This window comes from Vibrio makurazakiensis (genome assembly GCF_050337375.1).
Taxonomy (GTDB): domain Bacteria; phylum Pseudomonadota; class Gammaproteobacteria; order Enterobacterales; family Vibrionaceae; genus Vibrio; species Vibrio makurazakiensis.
The window spans coordinates 58,881-75,347 of sequence record NZ_JAKJSW010000018.1 but is presented as its reverse complement, the minus strand read 5'-3'; the positions used below and the strand labels follow the sequence as shown (position 1 = coordinate 75,347).

17 protein-coding genes are annotated in these 16,467 nt (G+C 44.1%); 2 read left to right on the top strand and 15 right to left on the bottom strand.

Annotated elements, in window-relative coordinates; all coding sequences use genetic code 11:
- Window positions 1–2: 2 nt before the first annotated feature.
- From tadF to L4C33_RS01885, 12 genes are read right to left on the bottom strand one after another with little or no spacing between them, the layout of a single operon-like run.
- The gene (gene tadF / locus L4C33_RS01940) at window positions 3–563 is read right to left on the bottom strand and encodes a tight adherence pilus pseudopilin TadF (RefSeq protein WP_215407445.1); all 561 of its coding nucleotides are present in this window, start codon (window positions 561–563) and stop codon (window positions 3–5) included.
- Window positions 538–1,023: a TadE/TadG family type IV pilus assembly protein gene (locus tag L4C33_RS01935; protein ID WP_239716975.1), complete on the bottom strand. Its 486-nt coding sequence runs from the start codon at window positions 1,021–1,023 to the stop codon at window positions 538–540. The genes tadF and L4C33_RS01935 overlap by 26 nt, the downstream gene beginning before the upstream one ends.
- Window positions 1,013–1,777, bottom strand: a complete 765-nt coding sequence (locus L4C33_RS01930; RefSeq protein WP_428810786.1) for a tetratricopeptide repeat protein — start codon at window positions 1,775–1,777, stop codon at window positions 1,013–1,015. The genes L4C33_RS01935 and L4C33_RS01930 overlap by 11 nt, the downstream gene beginning before the upstream one ends.
- A complete protein-coding gene (locus L4C33_RS01925; protein ID WP_428810785.1) occupies window positions 1,770–2,687 on the bottom strand; it encodes a type II secretion system F family protein in 918 nt (305 codons plus the stop codon). Before L4C33_RS01925 ends, L4C33_RS01930 begins: the two co-directional genes overlap by 8 nt.
- Window positions 2,687–3,601: a type II secretion system F family protein gene (locus tag L4C33_RS01920; protein WP_428810784.1), complete on the bottom strand. Its 915-nt coding sequence runs from the start codon at window positions 3,599–3,601 to the stop codon at window positions 2,687–2,689. The genes L4C33_RS01925 and L4C33_RS01920 overlap by 1 nt, the downstream gene beginning before the upstream one ends.
- 4 nt (window positions 3,602–3,605) lie before the next feature.
- A complete protein-coding gene (locus L4C33_RS01915; protein ID WP_428810783.1) occupies window positions 3,606–4,889 on the bottom strand; it encodes a TadA family conjugal transfer-associated ATPase in 1,284 nt (427 codons plus the stop codon).
- Window positions 4,890–4,894: 5 nt separating this feature from the next.
- On the bottom strand, window positions 4,895–6,118 hold the full coding sequence (locus tag L4C33_RS01910) for a CpaE/TadZ family protein (RefSeq protein WP_428810782.1): 1,224 nt from the start codon (window positions 6,116–6,118) through the stop codon (window positions 4,895–4,897).
- Between the two features lie 44 nt (window positions 6,119–6,162).
- On the bottom strand, window positions 6,163–6,636 hold the full coding sequence (locus L4C33_RS01905) for a hypothetical protein (protein ID WP_428810781.1): 474 nt from the start codon (window positions 6,634–6,636) through the stop codon (window positions 6,163–6,165).
- Entirely contained in the window at window positions 6,633–7,958 is a 1,326-nt protein-coding gene (locus L4C33_RS01900) for a type II and III secretion system protein family protein (protein WP_428810780.1), read from the bottom strand. The genes L4C33_RS01905 and L4C33_RS01900 overlap by 4 nt, the downstream gene beginning before the upstream one ends.
- 8 nt (window positions 7,959–7,966) lie before the next feature.
- A complete protein-coding gene (locus L4C33_RS01895) occupies window positions 7,967–8,755 on the bottom strand; it encodes an RcpC/CpaB family pilus assembly protein (RefSeq protein ID WP_428810779.1) in 789 nt (262 codons plus the stop codon).
- A gap of 8 nt (window positions 8,756–8,763) precedes the next feature.
- The gene (locus L4C33_RS01890) at window positions 8,764–9,195 is read right to left on the bottom strand and encodes an A24 family peptidase (RefSeq protein WP_428810778.1); all 432 of its coding nucleotides are present in this window, start codon (window positions 9,193–9,195) and stop codon (window positions 8,764–8,766) included.
- A gap of 15 nt (window positions 9,196–9,210) precedes the next feature.
- Window positions 9,211–9,444 carry a Flp family type IVb pilin gene (locus tag L4C33_RS01885; RefSeq protein ID WP_428810777.1) on the bottom strand — a complete coding sequence of 78 codons (234 nt, stop codon included), beginning with the start codon at window positions 9,442–9,444 and terminating at the stop codon, window positions 9,211–9,213.
- A gap of 331 nt (window positions 9,445–9,775) precedes the next feature.
- Between L4C33_RS01885 and L4C33_RS01880 the strand changes: the two genes are divergently transcribed.
- The gene (locus L4C33_RS01880) at window positions 9,776–11,026 is read left to right on the top strand and encodes a valine--pyruvate transaminase (protein ID WP_428810776.1); all 1,251 of its coding nucleotides are present in this window, start codon (window positions 9,776–9,778) and stop codon (window positions 11,024–11,026) included.
- A 58-nt stretch (window positions 11,027–11,084) separates the two neighbouring features.
- On the opposite strand, the gene L4C33_RS01875 is transcribed toward L4C33_RS01880, so the two are convergent.
- Window positions 11,085–11,522 (bottom strand): Hsp20 family protein, encoded by a 438-nt coding sequence (locus L4C33_RS01875; RefSeq protein WP_428810775.1) that lies wholly within the window; start codon window positions 11,520–11,522, stop codon window positions 11,085–11,087.
- 418 nt (window positions 11,523–11,940) lie between these two features.
- Between L4C33_RS01875 and L4C33_RS01870 the strand changes: the two genes are divergently transcribed.
- Window positions 11,941–12,867 (top strand): patatin-like phospholipase family protein, encoded by a 927-nt coding sequence (locus L4C33_RS01870; protein ID WP_428810774.1) that lies wholly within the window; start codon window positions 11,941–11,943, stop codon window positions 12,865–12,867.
- Window positions 12,868–12,927: 60 nt separating this feature from the next.
- Here the strand turns inward: L4C33_RS01870 and gyrB are convergent, their stop codons facing one another.
- Window positions 12,928–15,345, bottom strand: coding sequence for a DNA topoisomerase (ATP-hydrolyzing) subunit B (gene gyrB / locus L4C33_RS01865; RefSeq protein ID WP_428810773.1), 2,418 nt, complete (start codon window positions 15,343–15,345; stop codon window positions 12,928–12,930).
- Between the two features lie 17 nt (window positions 15,346–15,362).
- On the bottom strand, window positions 15,363–16,442 hold the full coding sequence (gene recF / locus L4C33_RS01860) for a DNA replication/repair protein RecF (RefSeq protein WP_428810772.1): 1,080 nt from the start codon (window positions 16,440–16,442) through the stop codon (window positions 15,363–15,365).
- Window positions 16,443–16,467: the final 25 nt, after the last annotated feature.

Below are 16,467 nucleotides of genomic sequence, written 5' to 3'. Positions count from 1 at the left end.
GTTTACCTCCCAATCACGATAGAGTCTGACATCACATCGGTAAAATCAGTACCAACCAGCCCACCAAACCAATTATTAGTTCGATAACAGAGTGTCACTCGATACAGCGGCATCTGGTGTCCCCAAACACTCACCACAGACAGGTGCTGTAGCTCGCTAATTGGCTTGGCAACACTGCAGCTTAGATCTCCACGTTGCTCTCGAATACTCGGTGAAGCTTGGCCAATCCCAGTGAAGCTTTGCTCTTCAACCAACAAGCCATAACGCGAAGCGTCATAATTACCAAAAGTACGTTGTAAGGAGTGACGAGCTATCGTGTCTATTTCATCTACCTGCTTAGAGGTTAAGAGCACGCTAGAGTCATAAAGCTGCGTGCGTTCTTTGACAACATTCACCAGCGAATAAGACAAACGATCCAACTTGCCTTTAACGGAAAGCTTGATGATCACGTCACCACTGAATACCAACAGCAAACTAAAAAAGAACCCGACAATGGCAAACTCAATACTAAATATGCCTTGCTGACACTTTCGCGAGTTAGACTTCAAACTTAGATCTTTCATACTCTTGAACCACGACCATTTCTCGGCTTAGTAATCCATCTAGACCTAAGAAGTAACTAAAAATTGGGGTGAATGGATAGGTGAGTCGATAAATAGCCAAAGATGAACTCTGCTCATCACCACACTCTTTATAGGACTCACCCGGTGCTATCTGGCATTGATTGGTGACTTTCACCAACTCATCCACCGATGTGAGATAGTGAATGGTTACCTGAAAATCATCACCATCAATCACACTATTCCACATGCTGCCATCTCTATGTAAAACCTGCTCTACCGTAGCCAAATAATCGTGTGAGCCTTTCTTTGCTTCACGGGCAACCTCAGAAATCGCCAGATCGTTGATCGAAGAGATGTAAGACATATAACTCATTTCAACCCACGCCATGCACATCAGCCAAAACGCAAAGAAGCCCATCACAAACTCGATGCTGGCCACACCACGCTGCTTAGTTTTCATATTGGACACTCGTTAACGCATCCATGCGACGATCAGCACTCATCGGTTCAAACTGTCGTAAAGCTCGATAGATACTTTCGACTTGGTGTTGGCTGTATTTATCGCTAAGCACTTGCTTCACGAATGCATAGTGACCTTGCTTCGCCATACTTAACGTCAAGTTAGCCATCACCATTTCATCCGCTTGCTGGTTTTTATACAACGGCATTAAGCGCTTGGCCGCAGCAAGATAATCACCTTCAGCGATGTCCAATACGGCAAGGTTATTGTTTACTGTGACGCCGTCATAGAAGTGATCACGAGCGCGTTCAAAGTAGCGTCTCGCTAGCGTCGTTTGAAAGCTGTAACCATAGTAGGTGCCTAATAAATTCTCGGTGCGGCTGTTACTAGGATCTAACTCTAATGCCAGTTTCGCTGCGGCGATTGCTGCTGGATATTGCCCCATATCACCGTATGCTTGCGCTTGGATTTGGTAAGCTTCAAGTGAGGCTTTCTCACTCTCTATAACAGGAGTTATGTAAAAAAGAGCGGATTCTGCATCGGCCAATTTTAAATAGCTGTTCGCCAGTTTTAGCCTAATATCGGCGATATCTTCACGCTGGAGCTGTACTTTATACAGAGCAACCAATTTAGTGTGATTATTGGTTTGTTGGTAAATCGCTTCCTTCGATTCTTCTTGTTGCCAATTATTGGCAGTTGAGCTGCAAGCCATTAACCACAATGGCAGCATACATATCAGAATTTTTTTAAACACTTTGCATTAACCTCATCACCCCTGGAGCGGCAATAACGAATACGATCGGAATCAAGATGAATACAATCAATGGTATCGACATCTTGGCGGCTAACTTCCCTATCTTTTCTTCCAGTTCTAGCATTTGTACTTCACGCACATCACTCGCTAACACGGTTAACATGCGATAAATCGACGAGCCGTGTTGCATGCTTTGAGTCAACGTCATCACAAAACTACGCATTTCACTGCTTGGCACCTGTTGATAAAGCTCTTCAAGCGCCTCTTCCATCCCAACAACTCGAGCGCGATGATTGGTTTTATTCAGTAGATAAGCCAAGTCACGATCAAAGCCCTGCATTTCCTGTGCTAAATACTTCATGGATGCTTCAATCGTCATCCCGCTTTGCACACAGATCGCCGTTAGGTCGATCAAGTAAGGTAACTGACCCACTAACTTTTGATGTCGCCGCTTAGTTCGCTGAGCGAGTACCATATCAGGCAGCGCAATAGAGACCATTGCCCAACCACATATCAGAGCGACAGCCTGATTAATAGCGACACCAGACCACCAGCACACACCAATTACCACCACTTCACCTATCGCAAGAACCAGATATTTGAGTGGCATATACACTGAGCTATAGCGTGTTTGATAAATGCCGGCACGAATAAAGCGCTGCTGCATCTGTTGGTCGGACGCATTAACCAATTGTGTCAGCGGACATAAGAGACTATGGATTTGTTGCTGTCGTTGACTGCGTTGTTGAGTCATCGATTTAAACTGACTGGCAATACTGGCCAGCTTTTGCTGCGCGATGTACTGAGTGATTAACCAATAACAGAGCAACAAGACGCCAAATGACAAGCAAGTCCAAATCAACAATGACTGCGACTGAGGCTCCATTAAAATCGAAATAATATTGGCCATTACCTCACCCTCTTCATCAACATCCAAATGATCGCTAAACCAATACTTTCGCTGATCAACAGGTAATATAGAACCGGACGACCCTCGTCGGTAAACATCAAGAAATCAAAATTCTCAGGGCTCAGTATTGGCAGCATTGAGATAAAGACAAACGGTGTTGCACTGACTATTTTTGCGGAAATACGCGCCTCTGAAGTCATCGCAAACTTCTTTCTTTCCATCGATCTCGCTTCGAACATCTGACGGTTCAGACGTGACATGATCTCTTTCAATTGCCCACCACGCTGCACGTTGGCACGCAGAGTAATCACAAAGAAGTGAAATGACGGATAAGGAAATCGCTGGCAAGACTTACGAAAAACATCGTCCAGCGGCTCACCGAGCTTCAAATGATCAGCCATTCTTTTAAATTCTTTTCCTACTTCTCCAGGAAGCTTGTTGCCAACAAAACCAATACCTCGGCCAATACTTTCTCCGGCCGATAAGGAGCTAGCCAACATGTTCAAGGCATCAGGAAAGCTCTCTTCAAATTGCTTGCGGTCACGCTGTTTCAGCCACAAGAAACCCCATACCCAAGTAACAATCAACGCGCTACCAAGTACTAACCAAGCTGGGAAGCCGAATAGGTAGCGATTCACTGCGCTTGCAAAAACACTCACACAACCACTAAATAAAACCACCTTCACACCAGCAAAAGAACCCAACTGTCGCTTAACTTGATAAAAAAAGCTCGCTATCGAAGACCAACCCAATCCATTGGATATCTGACTGAGTTGAATCGCTTGGCGAGGAGCTGTTGACGCTGTTTTTGTCTTGGCACTTGATGGAAAATAGTCATCAATCGAGTGACTCTTATTCGAAAAAATTGCAACAAGTAGCAGGACAACGCCCCAGAACATTAAAAGCCAATACACACTGCTACCCCACTAATTCGATCGCATGAATCAACTGATGTAATTGTTGTTCACACCCAAAAAAGCGCGCTTTTTTAAAGAGTACTGATCGGCTCATTACCCCTGAAGTGACATAGCGTCCCGACAGTTTTCCATCACTCAACGCACCCTCGATTTGGAAGGTAAATAGCTCTTCAAGAACCACACTTTCCCCCTCAAGGCCTACAACTTCAGAGATACTGATAATTTTTCTTGAGCCATCATGCAGTCGAGTAACCTGTACAATGATATCGACAGCACTCACTACAGAACGACGAATCGCATCGATAGGTAAGTTGTTAGTCGCCATCATAACCATCGCCTCAACACGTGATATTGCGTCTCGAGGACTATTGGCATGCAATGTCGACATCGAACCATCGTGTCCCGTATTCATAGCTTGCAGCATCTCAAAAGCTTCCGGGCCACGGCACTCACCAACAATGATGCGATCAGGACGCATACGCAGTGAGTTAATCACTAAGTCACGAGAAGTGATGGCACCAGTGCCTTCGGTTCCTGCGAGTCGAGTTTCCATTCGAGCAACATGAGGCTGCTGTAATCTTAGTTCTGCGGTGTCTTCAATCGTGACAATTCGCTCAACCTCAGAGACATGCTGCGACAACGCATTGAGCAAGGTTGTTTTACCTGAACCAGTGCCACCAGATATAAGGATATTCAAGCGACAGCGAGCAGCTAGTGCCAATAGTTGCGCCATCTCTTCACTAAGCGCTCCCAACTCCGTTAACGTGTCTAAATTAATTGCCTGATGGCGAAACTTACGAATTGAAATCAAGGTTCCATCAAGAGCAATCGGCGCGATCACGATATTGACGCGACTGCCATCTTCTAAACGGGCATCACATGTTGGTGATGACTCATCAATACGGCGCCCTACTCGACTTGCAATGCGCTTGGCAATCTCAATTAGCTGTTGTTCATCAATAAACTGCACCAGTGCACGCTCTACCAAACCATTACGCTCAATAAAGACCTGTTGATGACCGTTGATCATAATATCGCTGATGCTGTCGTCATCCATGAGCACTTGAAGTGGTCCTAAACCAACGAGCTCATTGATTAAACTGGTGACATACTCTTGCTTAGCCAATGTTGAAACAGGAAGCTGTTCACGGTTAACCAACACTTCAATGGCGTGGCTCAGCTGTTTCTCTAACTCTTGACTAGATAGAGACTCAATTGCACTCGCATCCAAAGCTTCAAATATTTGCTGACGAAGTTGAAGATAGACTTGTTTTGACTGTTGCATGCGAACTACCTCTTAATCCAAGAGAGCCATGACATTTTGGTTTTCTGGGCAACTTGCTCGCCAAGAAGTATCGCCACTAACTGCGTTAAACCAAGTTGCATCTCAGATCGGGTTTCAGTGATCAATTCTCCTTGAAGAAGGTATTGATTGGCCTTGTGATCGAACTCAACATGGCAATTAGCGGCTTGTCCAAAATGCTTCACAACATCAGCTTTCGATACCGAGGCGGCATTACTCGGACGAGTGTGATTCATCACCGTCACTATTGTCATTGTTGGTAATTCAGCTTGTACACTGCCAACAATTCGATTGAGCTCTCTCAATGATGAAACAGTGGCATCAAATACCAAAACTAATGAATCTACATTAGCCAGTGCTCGAGACAACTCTTGCTGGGTCAGCGCACTGTGCGAATAGTCTTCAATGATGAATGAACTGTTCTGTTCTACTTGTTTAGTCAGTGCTTGGGTGTATTCATGCAACTCGCCACGACTGAAATCTTGGGACTCAACTGCCAAAATAGAAAGGTTGTTTTCTAAGCTCTGCACCAAGTTTGAAGCCAAAGCTGTATCAACCGCAGAAACTAACGTCCCTTTTTGTACATTACGCTTCTGGAATTTTCTCAAACCGAGCATTACGTCTAGGTTGCTGCCGGTATAGGTATGGTCAACCAACAAAGTTGGTAGTGAGTGCTGCTTGGCTAGACAACGAGAAACTTCACTCGCAATCAATGAGGTGCCCACTCCGCCTTTCACCCCAACAAAAGCAATTTGCTTAGCCTTACGGTTTCTAACTACACCTTGACGCTGTAAATGGTTGTGCAAAACACTTCGGTAAAAATCGGTCACCTCTACTTCGCTCGCAGGCCAAAATAGATAGTAGAAACCTAAGTCCTTTAACGCACGGATAGTGGTGATCGCATCTTCACTACCAATAACCACAACCGATAAGTGTGTCGGAAGTTGTAAGGCGATCTGCTGAGCATCTCGAACCACATTGTCGCTATCGTTGAGATCAATCATCACCACTTTTAAGTTCACGAATTCAGCCAGCTTTAAAGCGCTTACCGGTTGGTTTGCAAAAGCGACAGGCTCAGGTAGGCCTTCAAAACGAAAAGCTTTGTATAAGTGATCTCGGCAATCTTCACTCTGAAAAAGCACTGCACAATGGTTATCTATTTGAGGAGCTTGCTCATCCTTAGCACTCAACTTATCGACTAAATTAAACATATTCGTAAACCTAAAACTTGTTGAAGGAGCTGCAGTAAACAGAGTTACAGTGACTTTTCAGGGTTAACCATTGATTGCCAGCGGTTACCGTCGGTATAACAACCAAGTTTGCTATACCCATAATGCCCAACCTTTTGTTGCTGACAGACCTCTAGACGAACCTGCATGTCCGTTGCAATCACAGACACGCTAAAACGATTTGATGTGTTGTGAACTTGATGCTCCACCTGTGACAGCGCAATATGGTTATTGGCCAGTACCTCATCCAGCACTGACACTAGCGGTTGAGGTGATGAGCCATTCACGATAACTTGCCACTGAGCAGTACTGCCCTCTAATTGATAACGCTGAATAAAGGCTTCAAAGCGTTGCTCAACTAAAGTGTGATTCTGACTCTGTGCATTAAATTGATAGTGAATCGGCACCACTTCGATAGAAGTACCTTCAGGTTCAACGACATGGTCAGCGCATCCAGCGATGCCAAAGGCACATAACATACCTAGTAAATAACGTTTCACTGTTTAAAGCCTCCGGCAGATAAAATTTCGCTCGCCCAACGCTGTTCGGCTTTGTCATATTCACTGTCTAGCGCTAAGAAGCGCTTCAAAGTGCCCGTTTTTTCCATTATCGGCAGTTGAACCTGATTCGCTTTAACGGGTTGAACTAAGTTCACCGTTGCCACTATCACGAGCTCGGTCTTATTACGTTCAGTTCCTGTGTGTCGGAATAACGCACCAAGAATTGGGATATCGCCAATAAACGGGATTCGAGTCAGCGATTCGCGCTCTTCACTATTCAACAAACCACCCAGTACAAAACTTTGCCCATCTCCCAGCTCAACCGTCGTTTGTGCGCGTCGAGTCTTTAGAGCCGGTAAATCGTAGAGTTCGTTACTGTATTGAGCATCTAAAGAGCTCACCTCAGGGGTCAGTGCTAGCTTAATTTTGTCGTCTCTTAGCACCTTTGCCATCAACTCCAATCGAACACCAAACTCTTTATAATCCACATTGGTGCCACCATCGTTAGTGGTCACGACCGGTAACTCTCCACCAACAAGAAAGCTCGCTTTCTCACCAGAGATCACCGATAGGTTAGGCTCCGCTAGAATCTGACCAACCTGATCCGATCCCACCGCAGAAATAACAGAAACAATATCGCTAGCACTAAAATGAGTAAGCTGATCAACAAACATTCCTGCATTACCCGCAGTGCCCACTTTGATGCCGAAGTCTTGAATAAAAGAGTGAGATACTTCAGCGATAGTCAGCTTTACATTGACCTGCTTGGTAGCGTTCACTTCAATATTATTCACCACTCCTCGATAGCGACGCTTGGTCATAAACTCAATGCTTAAGTCATCAACTGGCGCTTCATTTTCAGAGGAGAAGTTCTGTTCAACCTCTTCCTTACCCAATAATTCACCGACCATCTGGTAGATATTGTCTTTCTCTAGTTCGGAAGATACAGGACCACTAAGGATGATGTTTTCGCCAATGCCATAAACGGTCACTTTGGCTTGCGGGTACTGAATTTTGATCTGCTGTTCGATATCGGTATAGCTGCGATTCACGACCAGTTGTTGATTCACCAGTTCATTGCCTTGTTGATCAAACGCGATGAAAGTCGTAGTTCCTAACTGGCGGCCAAACACGACAATTTTGTGTTCGTCTATCACCTGATAGTCCGCGACCTTTTGGTCAGAAATGAAGACTGAAGCCACATCACCAGAAACATTCACGGTTGTAGCCTGTCCCTCGGAGAGGTTGATTAGGCTAGCCGCTACTACTAGCGGCGAGAGCAGCCAAAGCCCAGCAAAGGCTAATATTCGTTTTGTCATCATGATTCGCCCTACTTAAACCGATATTCGCGTATCTCGTCACGTTGACCAGACAGACTGATCACATCACTTGAGTCAGCTTCCAGATCGTCCGAAAACTCTTTACCAATTGACTTATGTACTTCAATCTCTGCAATGCGCTTGGCAATCGTTAATTGAGCAACCTGCCTATTGGTGACTTGTAGTACCAAAGTCACCTCGGTCACTTTTTCACTGCTTAAAGTACTCACAGAACGCTGTCGACTGACCATATCCAAAACAGGAACCTGAGCGAGTAATGGGGTCATAGTCAGGTGTTGAATATCATCGACGGTCTTATCATTGGCCAAGTTTTGTTTAGGTGCTGACAACACAGAAATATCGACCAAGTCTCCAACACTGATAGTGCCACCAACGACATCCTCTCCCGGAACCGTCACGTTAAAAGGCACGAACCCTGGCTCAATCACCGTATTCAAGTAATCGGTTTGACCTGGGGAGGTCAGTAACTCAGGCGTCACAATGCCACCTTGTTGCAAGGCTTGTTTGGCAAACAAGCTTTGCTGCCAATTAAACCGAGTATCTTCAGTTAAGCCGTGTGAACCAGCTTGCTGGCGTGTCAGGTAAACTGCTTCAAAATCGCGACGGACAAGCTTGTCACCTTGCACGACGTCTCGCTTCAACTGCCAAGCAAGCATCTTCGGTTCAACTTTATTTACTGACTGCGTAGGAATTTGTTTTATAGAAGGCGTTTGTGTCACGCCATAAAGCCCAATAGATATAGCAACAACTGCTAGACCAAGAATGATTTTTGAATTCATTGTTTAACCTATAATGATGCAGCTATAGCTAGTAAGCTTGCCAAACAGATTGGTACTGCATAGGGAACTCCGCGCTGTGTCCACCGGATATCGGCGGTCACTCGCCCGATCCACCACTGGCTTATTGCCATCAAACCACCTAGAAAGCCGATAAGTAGCACAGTGATTGCCATAAATTGGAGATCAATCGCTAGACTCAACGCCGCAAATAGCTTGCTGTCTCCCGCAGCTAGAATATTCAGGTGGAACAACACACCACCAGCGAGCAACACAGCAACTGGATGTAGTAAGTGCTGGGCCTCTCCGTGATATTCCAATCGCGATAATGTCCATAGCGCCATGCACAACACTAAGCGGTTGCTGATCTCTCGATATCGACAATCCGTATAACAGGCATAAGTAGCCATAGTGGCTAAGGCAGTTAGCCACCATAAGTTCATAATCAGCTAACCTTATTAGAGGTCGGCAACTTCTGTTCCTGGTACAACATTATTAGCATCAGTAATATTTTGAGAAATAGCATCAACTGCACTTTGTAGAGCGGCAGTTAAACCATCACCAAATACAGCAAGCACGATCGCCGACATACACACACCTAAGATTGCGTATTCAATTGCTGTAACGCCACGCTGATCACTCTTAAAAGATTCAATAAACAGCTGAGTTTTAACAAATAAATTAGTAAACATTAGTTTCTCCAAAAGATAATTACGTTGTTTTGTCTTCGGGATAAATCATATTAAGTGCGCTATTTTTGAGCAATCCAATAGTGACCTTCCTCACATTGCTCTGACATTTACCGCTGTTCTATTCAGTTTGGGTTCAGTTTAAAGCGCAGGAAGCTAAGAAGCGGTCATGGTAAGTAGAGAAGTTTTTTCCGTGTTAGAGCAATTCGCGCTTTGCGTCGTAAAAGCATTGCGGTATGTTCGAAGATTACCCACTGTAACCCGCCACGCTCGGGTTCATAAGATTGATCATAATCTACGAATAATAATCACAATGAATTAGGTATACGAAGCAATGCAATTCTCAAAGTTTGGTGAAAAGTTTAATCGATATTCTGGGATCACTCGTTTAATGGACGACTTAAATGATGGTCTACGTACTCCAGGTGCAATCATGCTCGGAGGTGGTAACCCTGCCGCAATCCCAGCCATGCTCGATTACTTTCAACAAGCCAGTAAAGAAATGCTCGCCAGCGGTGAACTCGTGGCAGCTATGGCTAACTACGATGGGCCTCAGGGAAAAGATGCCTTTGTGAAATCACTCGCCAACCTTCTAAAAGAAACCTACGGTTGGGACATTAGTGAAAAAAACATTAGTCTAACCAACGGTAGTCAAAGTGGGTTCTTCTATCTATTTAACTTACTTGCGGGCCAGCAGCCTGACGGCTCACACAAGAAAATTCTATTACCGCTCGCACCTGAATACATTGGTTACGGTGATGCCGGGATAGATGACGATATTTTCGTGTCTTACCATCCAGAAATTGAATTGTTGGACAATCGTCAGTTTAAGTATCACGTCGATTTCGAAAAGCTAACGGTCGATGATTCTGTTGCTGCTATTTGTGCGTCACGCCCAACCAACCCAACGGGCAATGTACTGACAGACGAAGAAGTGCGTAAACTCGATAAACTCGCGCGAGAAAACAATATTCCACTACTGATCGACAACGCGTACGGCCTGCCATTTCCAAACATCATCTTTGAAGATGTCGAACCCTTTTGGAATGAAAACACGATCTTATGTATGAGCCTTTCTAAATTAGGCTTACCTGGTGTTCGCTGCGGAATAGTGATTGCTAGTGAGGAAGTGACTCAAGCACTGACTAATATGAATGGCATCATTAGTTTGGCACCGGGCAGCCTGGGCCCAGCGATAGCCAATCACATGATCGAAAAAGATGATCTACTGCGTTTAAGTACTGATGTAATTAAACCTTTCTACAAACAAAAATCAGAGCGTGCAGTAGAGCTTCTACAACAGGCTATCTCGGATGAACGTTTCCGTATCCATAAGCCTGAAGGCGCTATCTTCTTATGGTTATGGTTTGATGAGTTACCGATTACCACAATGGAACTCTACGACCGCCTAAAAGCGCGAGGTGTTCTGATTGTACCTGGTGAATACTTCTTTATCGGACAAGATGACGATTGGGATCATGCTCGCCAATGTCTACGTATGAACTACGTTCAAGATGATGAGATGATGCAAAAAGGCATTGCAATTATCGCTGAAGAAGTAGAAAAAGCTTACCAACAAGCTTAATACTGCGAGATCAAAAAGAGCGCCATGATGGCGCTCTTATTCTATCAGCTAAACAAGCTTAGCTATTATCGATTAGATTTTTACCGTTAATCGCAATCTTACGAGGTTGCATCGCTTCAGGGATTTCTCGCTCTAAGTCGACATGCAACAGACCATTTTCCATGGTCGCGCCAATCACTTTTACGTAATCAGCTAACTGAAATTTACGTTCAAAGTTACGCTCTGCGATACCTTGATAAACGTAATTTTTATTTTCTTCAGCTTGACGCTCTCCGCGAACAATCAACATATTTTCTTTTTGAGTAATGTCTAGGTGTTCATCAGCAAAGCCTGCTACCGCCATTGTGATACGGTATTTATTTTCATCTTGCTGTTCAATATTGTACGGAGGGTAACCGCCAGAAGTGTTTTTAGCCGTATTCGCTTCCATCAAGTTAAATAGACGGTCAAAGCCAATAGCGTTGCGGTATAGGGGTGCGAAATCTACAGTTCTCATAATACTATCCTTTTAGTAAGCAATAGTCTTAGCCGTGAATATTACTTAGATCTGTATTGTGGTGATCAAGTAAACAGCTAAGATTTTCAATCATCATTCCACGGGCTTCACCTCTATCGGTGACAACGCTGGGACATGACAATGAATCATCGTTAAGTTGTGTGCTGCTAAAGTTATCCTCTCTTGAGCGATACTCTGTCAGCGGTAATGAAGGTTCTGTTTCTTCTCTCTTGAGCAAGACAGTCATCCTCTTCATAAATAGATATGTGGTGCTTTAAAGGCACTTTCAAGCGTCTTTATTTATTTTTTAGTTAAGAAAAACCAAACGACATATAAATATTACTTAATATTAATTAACCACTATTGGTCATATCCTAATCAGGTTGAATTCTTTTAGATTGCTTTTAGTGGAAAAACTATGTCTTCTGCACATATCTCTTACGCACTCCATTCTTACGATGCTTTGGCACATTTAGATATCTGTATAGATAAAGTTGCTCTAGTAACAGAAGGTGGTGGTCAACGCGGAATTTTTACCGCTGGCGTGTTAGATGCCTTTCTCGAGCAAAGCTTTAATCCGTTTTCATTGATGATCGGCACATCAGCAGGATCTCTTAATCTAGCGTCTTATATATGTGGTCAACATCAACATGCTTATCAGGTCATCACTGAAGCAACGGCAAGCCCTGAATTTTTCGACACTTATAAGTTTTTAACCCAAAAGAAAGGGTTAAATTTTGATTGGTTATTGGAACAAACCCAGACTACCCTGCCACTTAATTGGCAAGTCGGTCATAACAATATGAAGAGTTGTAAAGTACTTGCCTGTGCATGCCATGCTACTCATCATAAACCAACCTACTTTGACTTAGATTCGCACGATTGGCAGAACGCTCTAAAAGCCTCATGCGCTGTTCCTTTCATTAGCCCAACCGTAGTTCAAGAGAACGGCGAAAAGTGGCTTGATGGTGGGGTTACCGCCCCAATTCCAGCGCAGGAAGCCTATAACCGTGGCTTTAAGCATATTGTTGTAATTAGAACCGTGCCAATTTCAACGAGCTTTGACCATCGCTGGATGAATAAATACAGTAAATTACTGGGCAAGACAAAAGCCAAAACAATGATCTGTTTATTGCTTAAACATGAAGAACATTACCGCGCTACTCAATCTTTTCTGAGCAACCCACCAGCAGATGCCACTATCTATGAAATCCATCCAGATAAAGCATTACACTCCACATTGCTAGGGAGCCCTCAGCATGCACTTGAACATGATTACCAAATAGGGCTTTTATCAGGTAAGTATTTCCTCGCTACGGCAGGTCGTCATATCCAACAGGCATAAAAAAGCACCGCCAATTGGCAGTGCTTTTTTAATGTTAAGTTTCTTTATTACTAAAGAAATCTATACATCAAGGTTAGCCACTTTCAGTGCGTTTTCTTCGATGAAGTTACGACGAGGTTCTACTTGGTCACCCATTAATGTCGTGAACAATAGATCTGCTCCAACAGCATCTTCAATTGTAACTTGCATCATGCGGCGAGTTTCAGGATCCATGGTTGTTTCCCAAAGCTGATCTGGGTTCATCTCACCTAGACCTTTGTATCGTTGTAGGCTTAAGCCACGACGAGACTCTTTCACTAGCCAGTTCAGAGCTTCAACAAAAGTAGAAACAGCTTGAGTTCGTTCGCCACGTTTAATGTACGCGCCTTCTTCAATCAAACCTTCAAGAGCTTCAGATAGTGATGCTAACTTACCAAACTCTTTTGAGTTGATTAGGTCGATGCTTAATACGTGCTCATGAGTTACACCGTGTGTACGTACTACAATCTTAGGAACACTTAAGCCTAGCTCTTCGTGTTTTTCAACTTCAAGGTTGTATTGGCTCGCACCCACTTCTTTCGCATTTAACTGCTCAACAAGCTGCTTACCCCAAGCTTCAACTGCCGCTTCATCGTGACACTGCTCAGCCGTTAGGCGAGGTACATAAACGAGTTCATGGATAAGTGCACGTGGATAACGACGGCTCATACGATCTACAAGCTTAATACCCGCATTGTATTGGTGAACCAATTTCTCTAGACCTTCACCTGCGAATGCTGGTGCTTCAGGGTTTACATGCAACTCTGCGTTATCTAGAGCTAAAGATACTTGATACTGGTTCATCGCATCTTCGTCTTTAATGTACTGCTCTTGCTTACCCTTCTTCACTTTGTAAAGTGGTGGCTGAGCAATGTAGATGTAACCACGTTCAATCAGCTCAGGCATTTGACGGTAGAAGAACGTCAGTAGCAATGTACGGATGTGAGAACCATCGACATCGGCATCGGTCATGATGATGATGTTGTGGTAACGCAGTTTATCTGGGTTGTATTCGTCGCGACCAATACCACAACCAAGAGCTGTGATTAGTGTTGCTACTTCTTGAGAAGACAGCATTTTATCGAAACGTGCTTTCTCTACGTTAAGGATTTTACCTTTAAGCGGTAGGATTGCTTGGTTCTTACGGTTACGCCCCTGCTTAGCTGATCCGCCAGCAGAGTCTCCTTCCACAATATATAGTTCAGACAGTGCAGGATCTTTTTCCTGACAGTCAGCTAGTTTACCTGGAAGACCCGCTAAATCTAACGCACCTTTACGACGAGTCATCTCACGAGCTTTACGCGCTGCATCACGAGCACGTGCTGCATCAATAATCTTTGAACAAACAATCTTCGCTTCACCTGGGTTCTCGATAAGGAACTCAGACAACTTCTCACCCATTGTTGATTCAACAGCAGATTTCACTTCAGATGAAACCAGCTTATCTTTGGTTTGGCTTGAGAACTTAGGATCTGGCACTTTCACAGAAACGATAGCCGTCAGACCTTCACGAGCATCATCACCTGATGTTGAAGTCTTCGCTTTCTTCGAGAAGCCTTCTTTATCCATAAAGCTGTTCAATGTACGCGTTAGCGCCGCACGGAAACCAGCTAAGTGAGCACCACCATCGCGTTGAGGGATGTTGTTAGTGAAACAGTAGATGTTTTCTTGGTAACCATCATTCCACTGCATAGCAACTTCAACGGTAATACCGTCTTCACGCTCTGAATTGAAGTGGAAGATTTTTTGGATGATTGGAGTCTTGTTGGTATTAAGGTGCTCAACAAACGCTTGGATACCGCCTTCGTATTCGAAGTGATCCATTTTGTCTTCTTCGCGCTCATCAATCAGCTTAATTGATACACCTGAGTTCAAGAATGATAGCTCGCGTAGACGCTTAGCTAAAATATCGTAATGGAACTCGATGTTAGTGAAGGTTTCTTCGCTTGGCCAGAAACGAATCTCTGTACCTGTTTTATCCGTATCACCCACAACCGTTAGTGGTGCCTGAGGCTCACCGTGGCTGTATGTTTGAGTGTGAATTTGTCCACCGCGGTGGATAGTAAGAGTAACTTGCTTAGAAAGTGCGTTCACAACTGAAACACCAACACCGTGCAAGCCACCAGATACTTTGTACGAGTTATCATCGAACTTACCACCAGCGTGAAGAACCGTCATGATAACTTCTGCTGCTGATACTTTTTCTTCTGGGTGCAATTCGGTTGGAATACCACGGCCGTCATCGCTTACTGACACAGAGCTATCTTCATGGATAGTTACAATGATGTCATTACAGTGACCAGCTAGAGCTTCATCAATAGAGTTATCTACGACCTCAAAAACCATGTGGTGCAGACCGGTACCATCATCCGTGTCGCCAATGTACATTCCAGGACGCTTACGAACCGCATCCAGACCCTTCAGTACTTTAATACTCGATGAATCGTAATTATCTGACATAGTTACTCTCTGACTTATTATCCTTGCTCTATTTTGCCATGTTCCACATGAAACATCTTGCTGTTTTCTTCTCGCATGTCTGCGATCTGTTCAGCAGTAATAGAGCTTACAAAAACTTGAGCTTTCGTCGTCTTAAAACACTCAGCTAAGCGAGCTCGACGTTGGCTATCTAATTCGGAAGCGAAATCATCTATTAAGTAGATGCATTGCTTACCCGTCACTTCAGTGAGGTGCTGCCCTTGCGCGACTCGCAGTGCACATACCATCAACTTCAACTGACCGCGTGATAGAACATCCTCTACAGGTGTGCCATTCACTTTAATCTTTAGATCCGCTTTATTCGGGCCACTAAAGGTGTACCCTAGCTGCTGATCTCTTTCAAAATTCTTTTCTAATATCTCGGCATAGGGTGTGTCTTTATCCCATCCTCGATAGTAATTAATCTGAATATCGTACTCAGGAAGAAAGGTCGCGCAAATTTCTTGAGCGATGCTTTTCAACTGAGCCACATAATCAGAACGCCACTGGCTGATATTTTCTGCCAATCTCGCTAATTCTTGATCCCAGTAACTGAGCTCACGATAGCTGGTGGCTGTTTTTAACAAAGCATTACGCTGCTTGTTAAGTCGCTTCACTCGCCCCCATGCTTCATAAAAAGCAGGCTCACTGTGAAACACACCCCAATCAATATAAGCACGGCGATTTTTAGGACCGTCGGTTAGTAAATCAAACCCTTCGGTATGAATCAATTGCAAAGGTAATACTTGCGCTAATTGGGCTAACTTTTGCCCAGATTGACCGCTTATTTTAACCTCTGTGGTGCCATCACGCTGCTTATTAATGCCGATCGGTAGCTCAAATTGATCCGATGTCATAAAACGGCCGTGTACGAACAACTCGCTACAGTCATTTTGAATGATACGTCCCGTTAATGAACTCTTAAAAGAGCGGCCATGTCCGAGCAAATAAATCGCTTCAAGAACGCTGGTTTTACCGCTTCCGTTAGGCCCTATAAGAAAGTTAAAGCCTGATGACAGTTCAACGTCACAGGCTTCAATATTTCTAAACTGCTTTACGACTAAACGCGATAAAGGCATGAGATCTTCATATAGTGAGAATCGA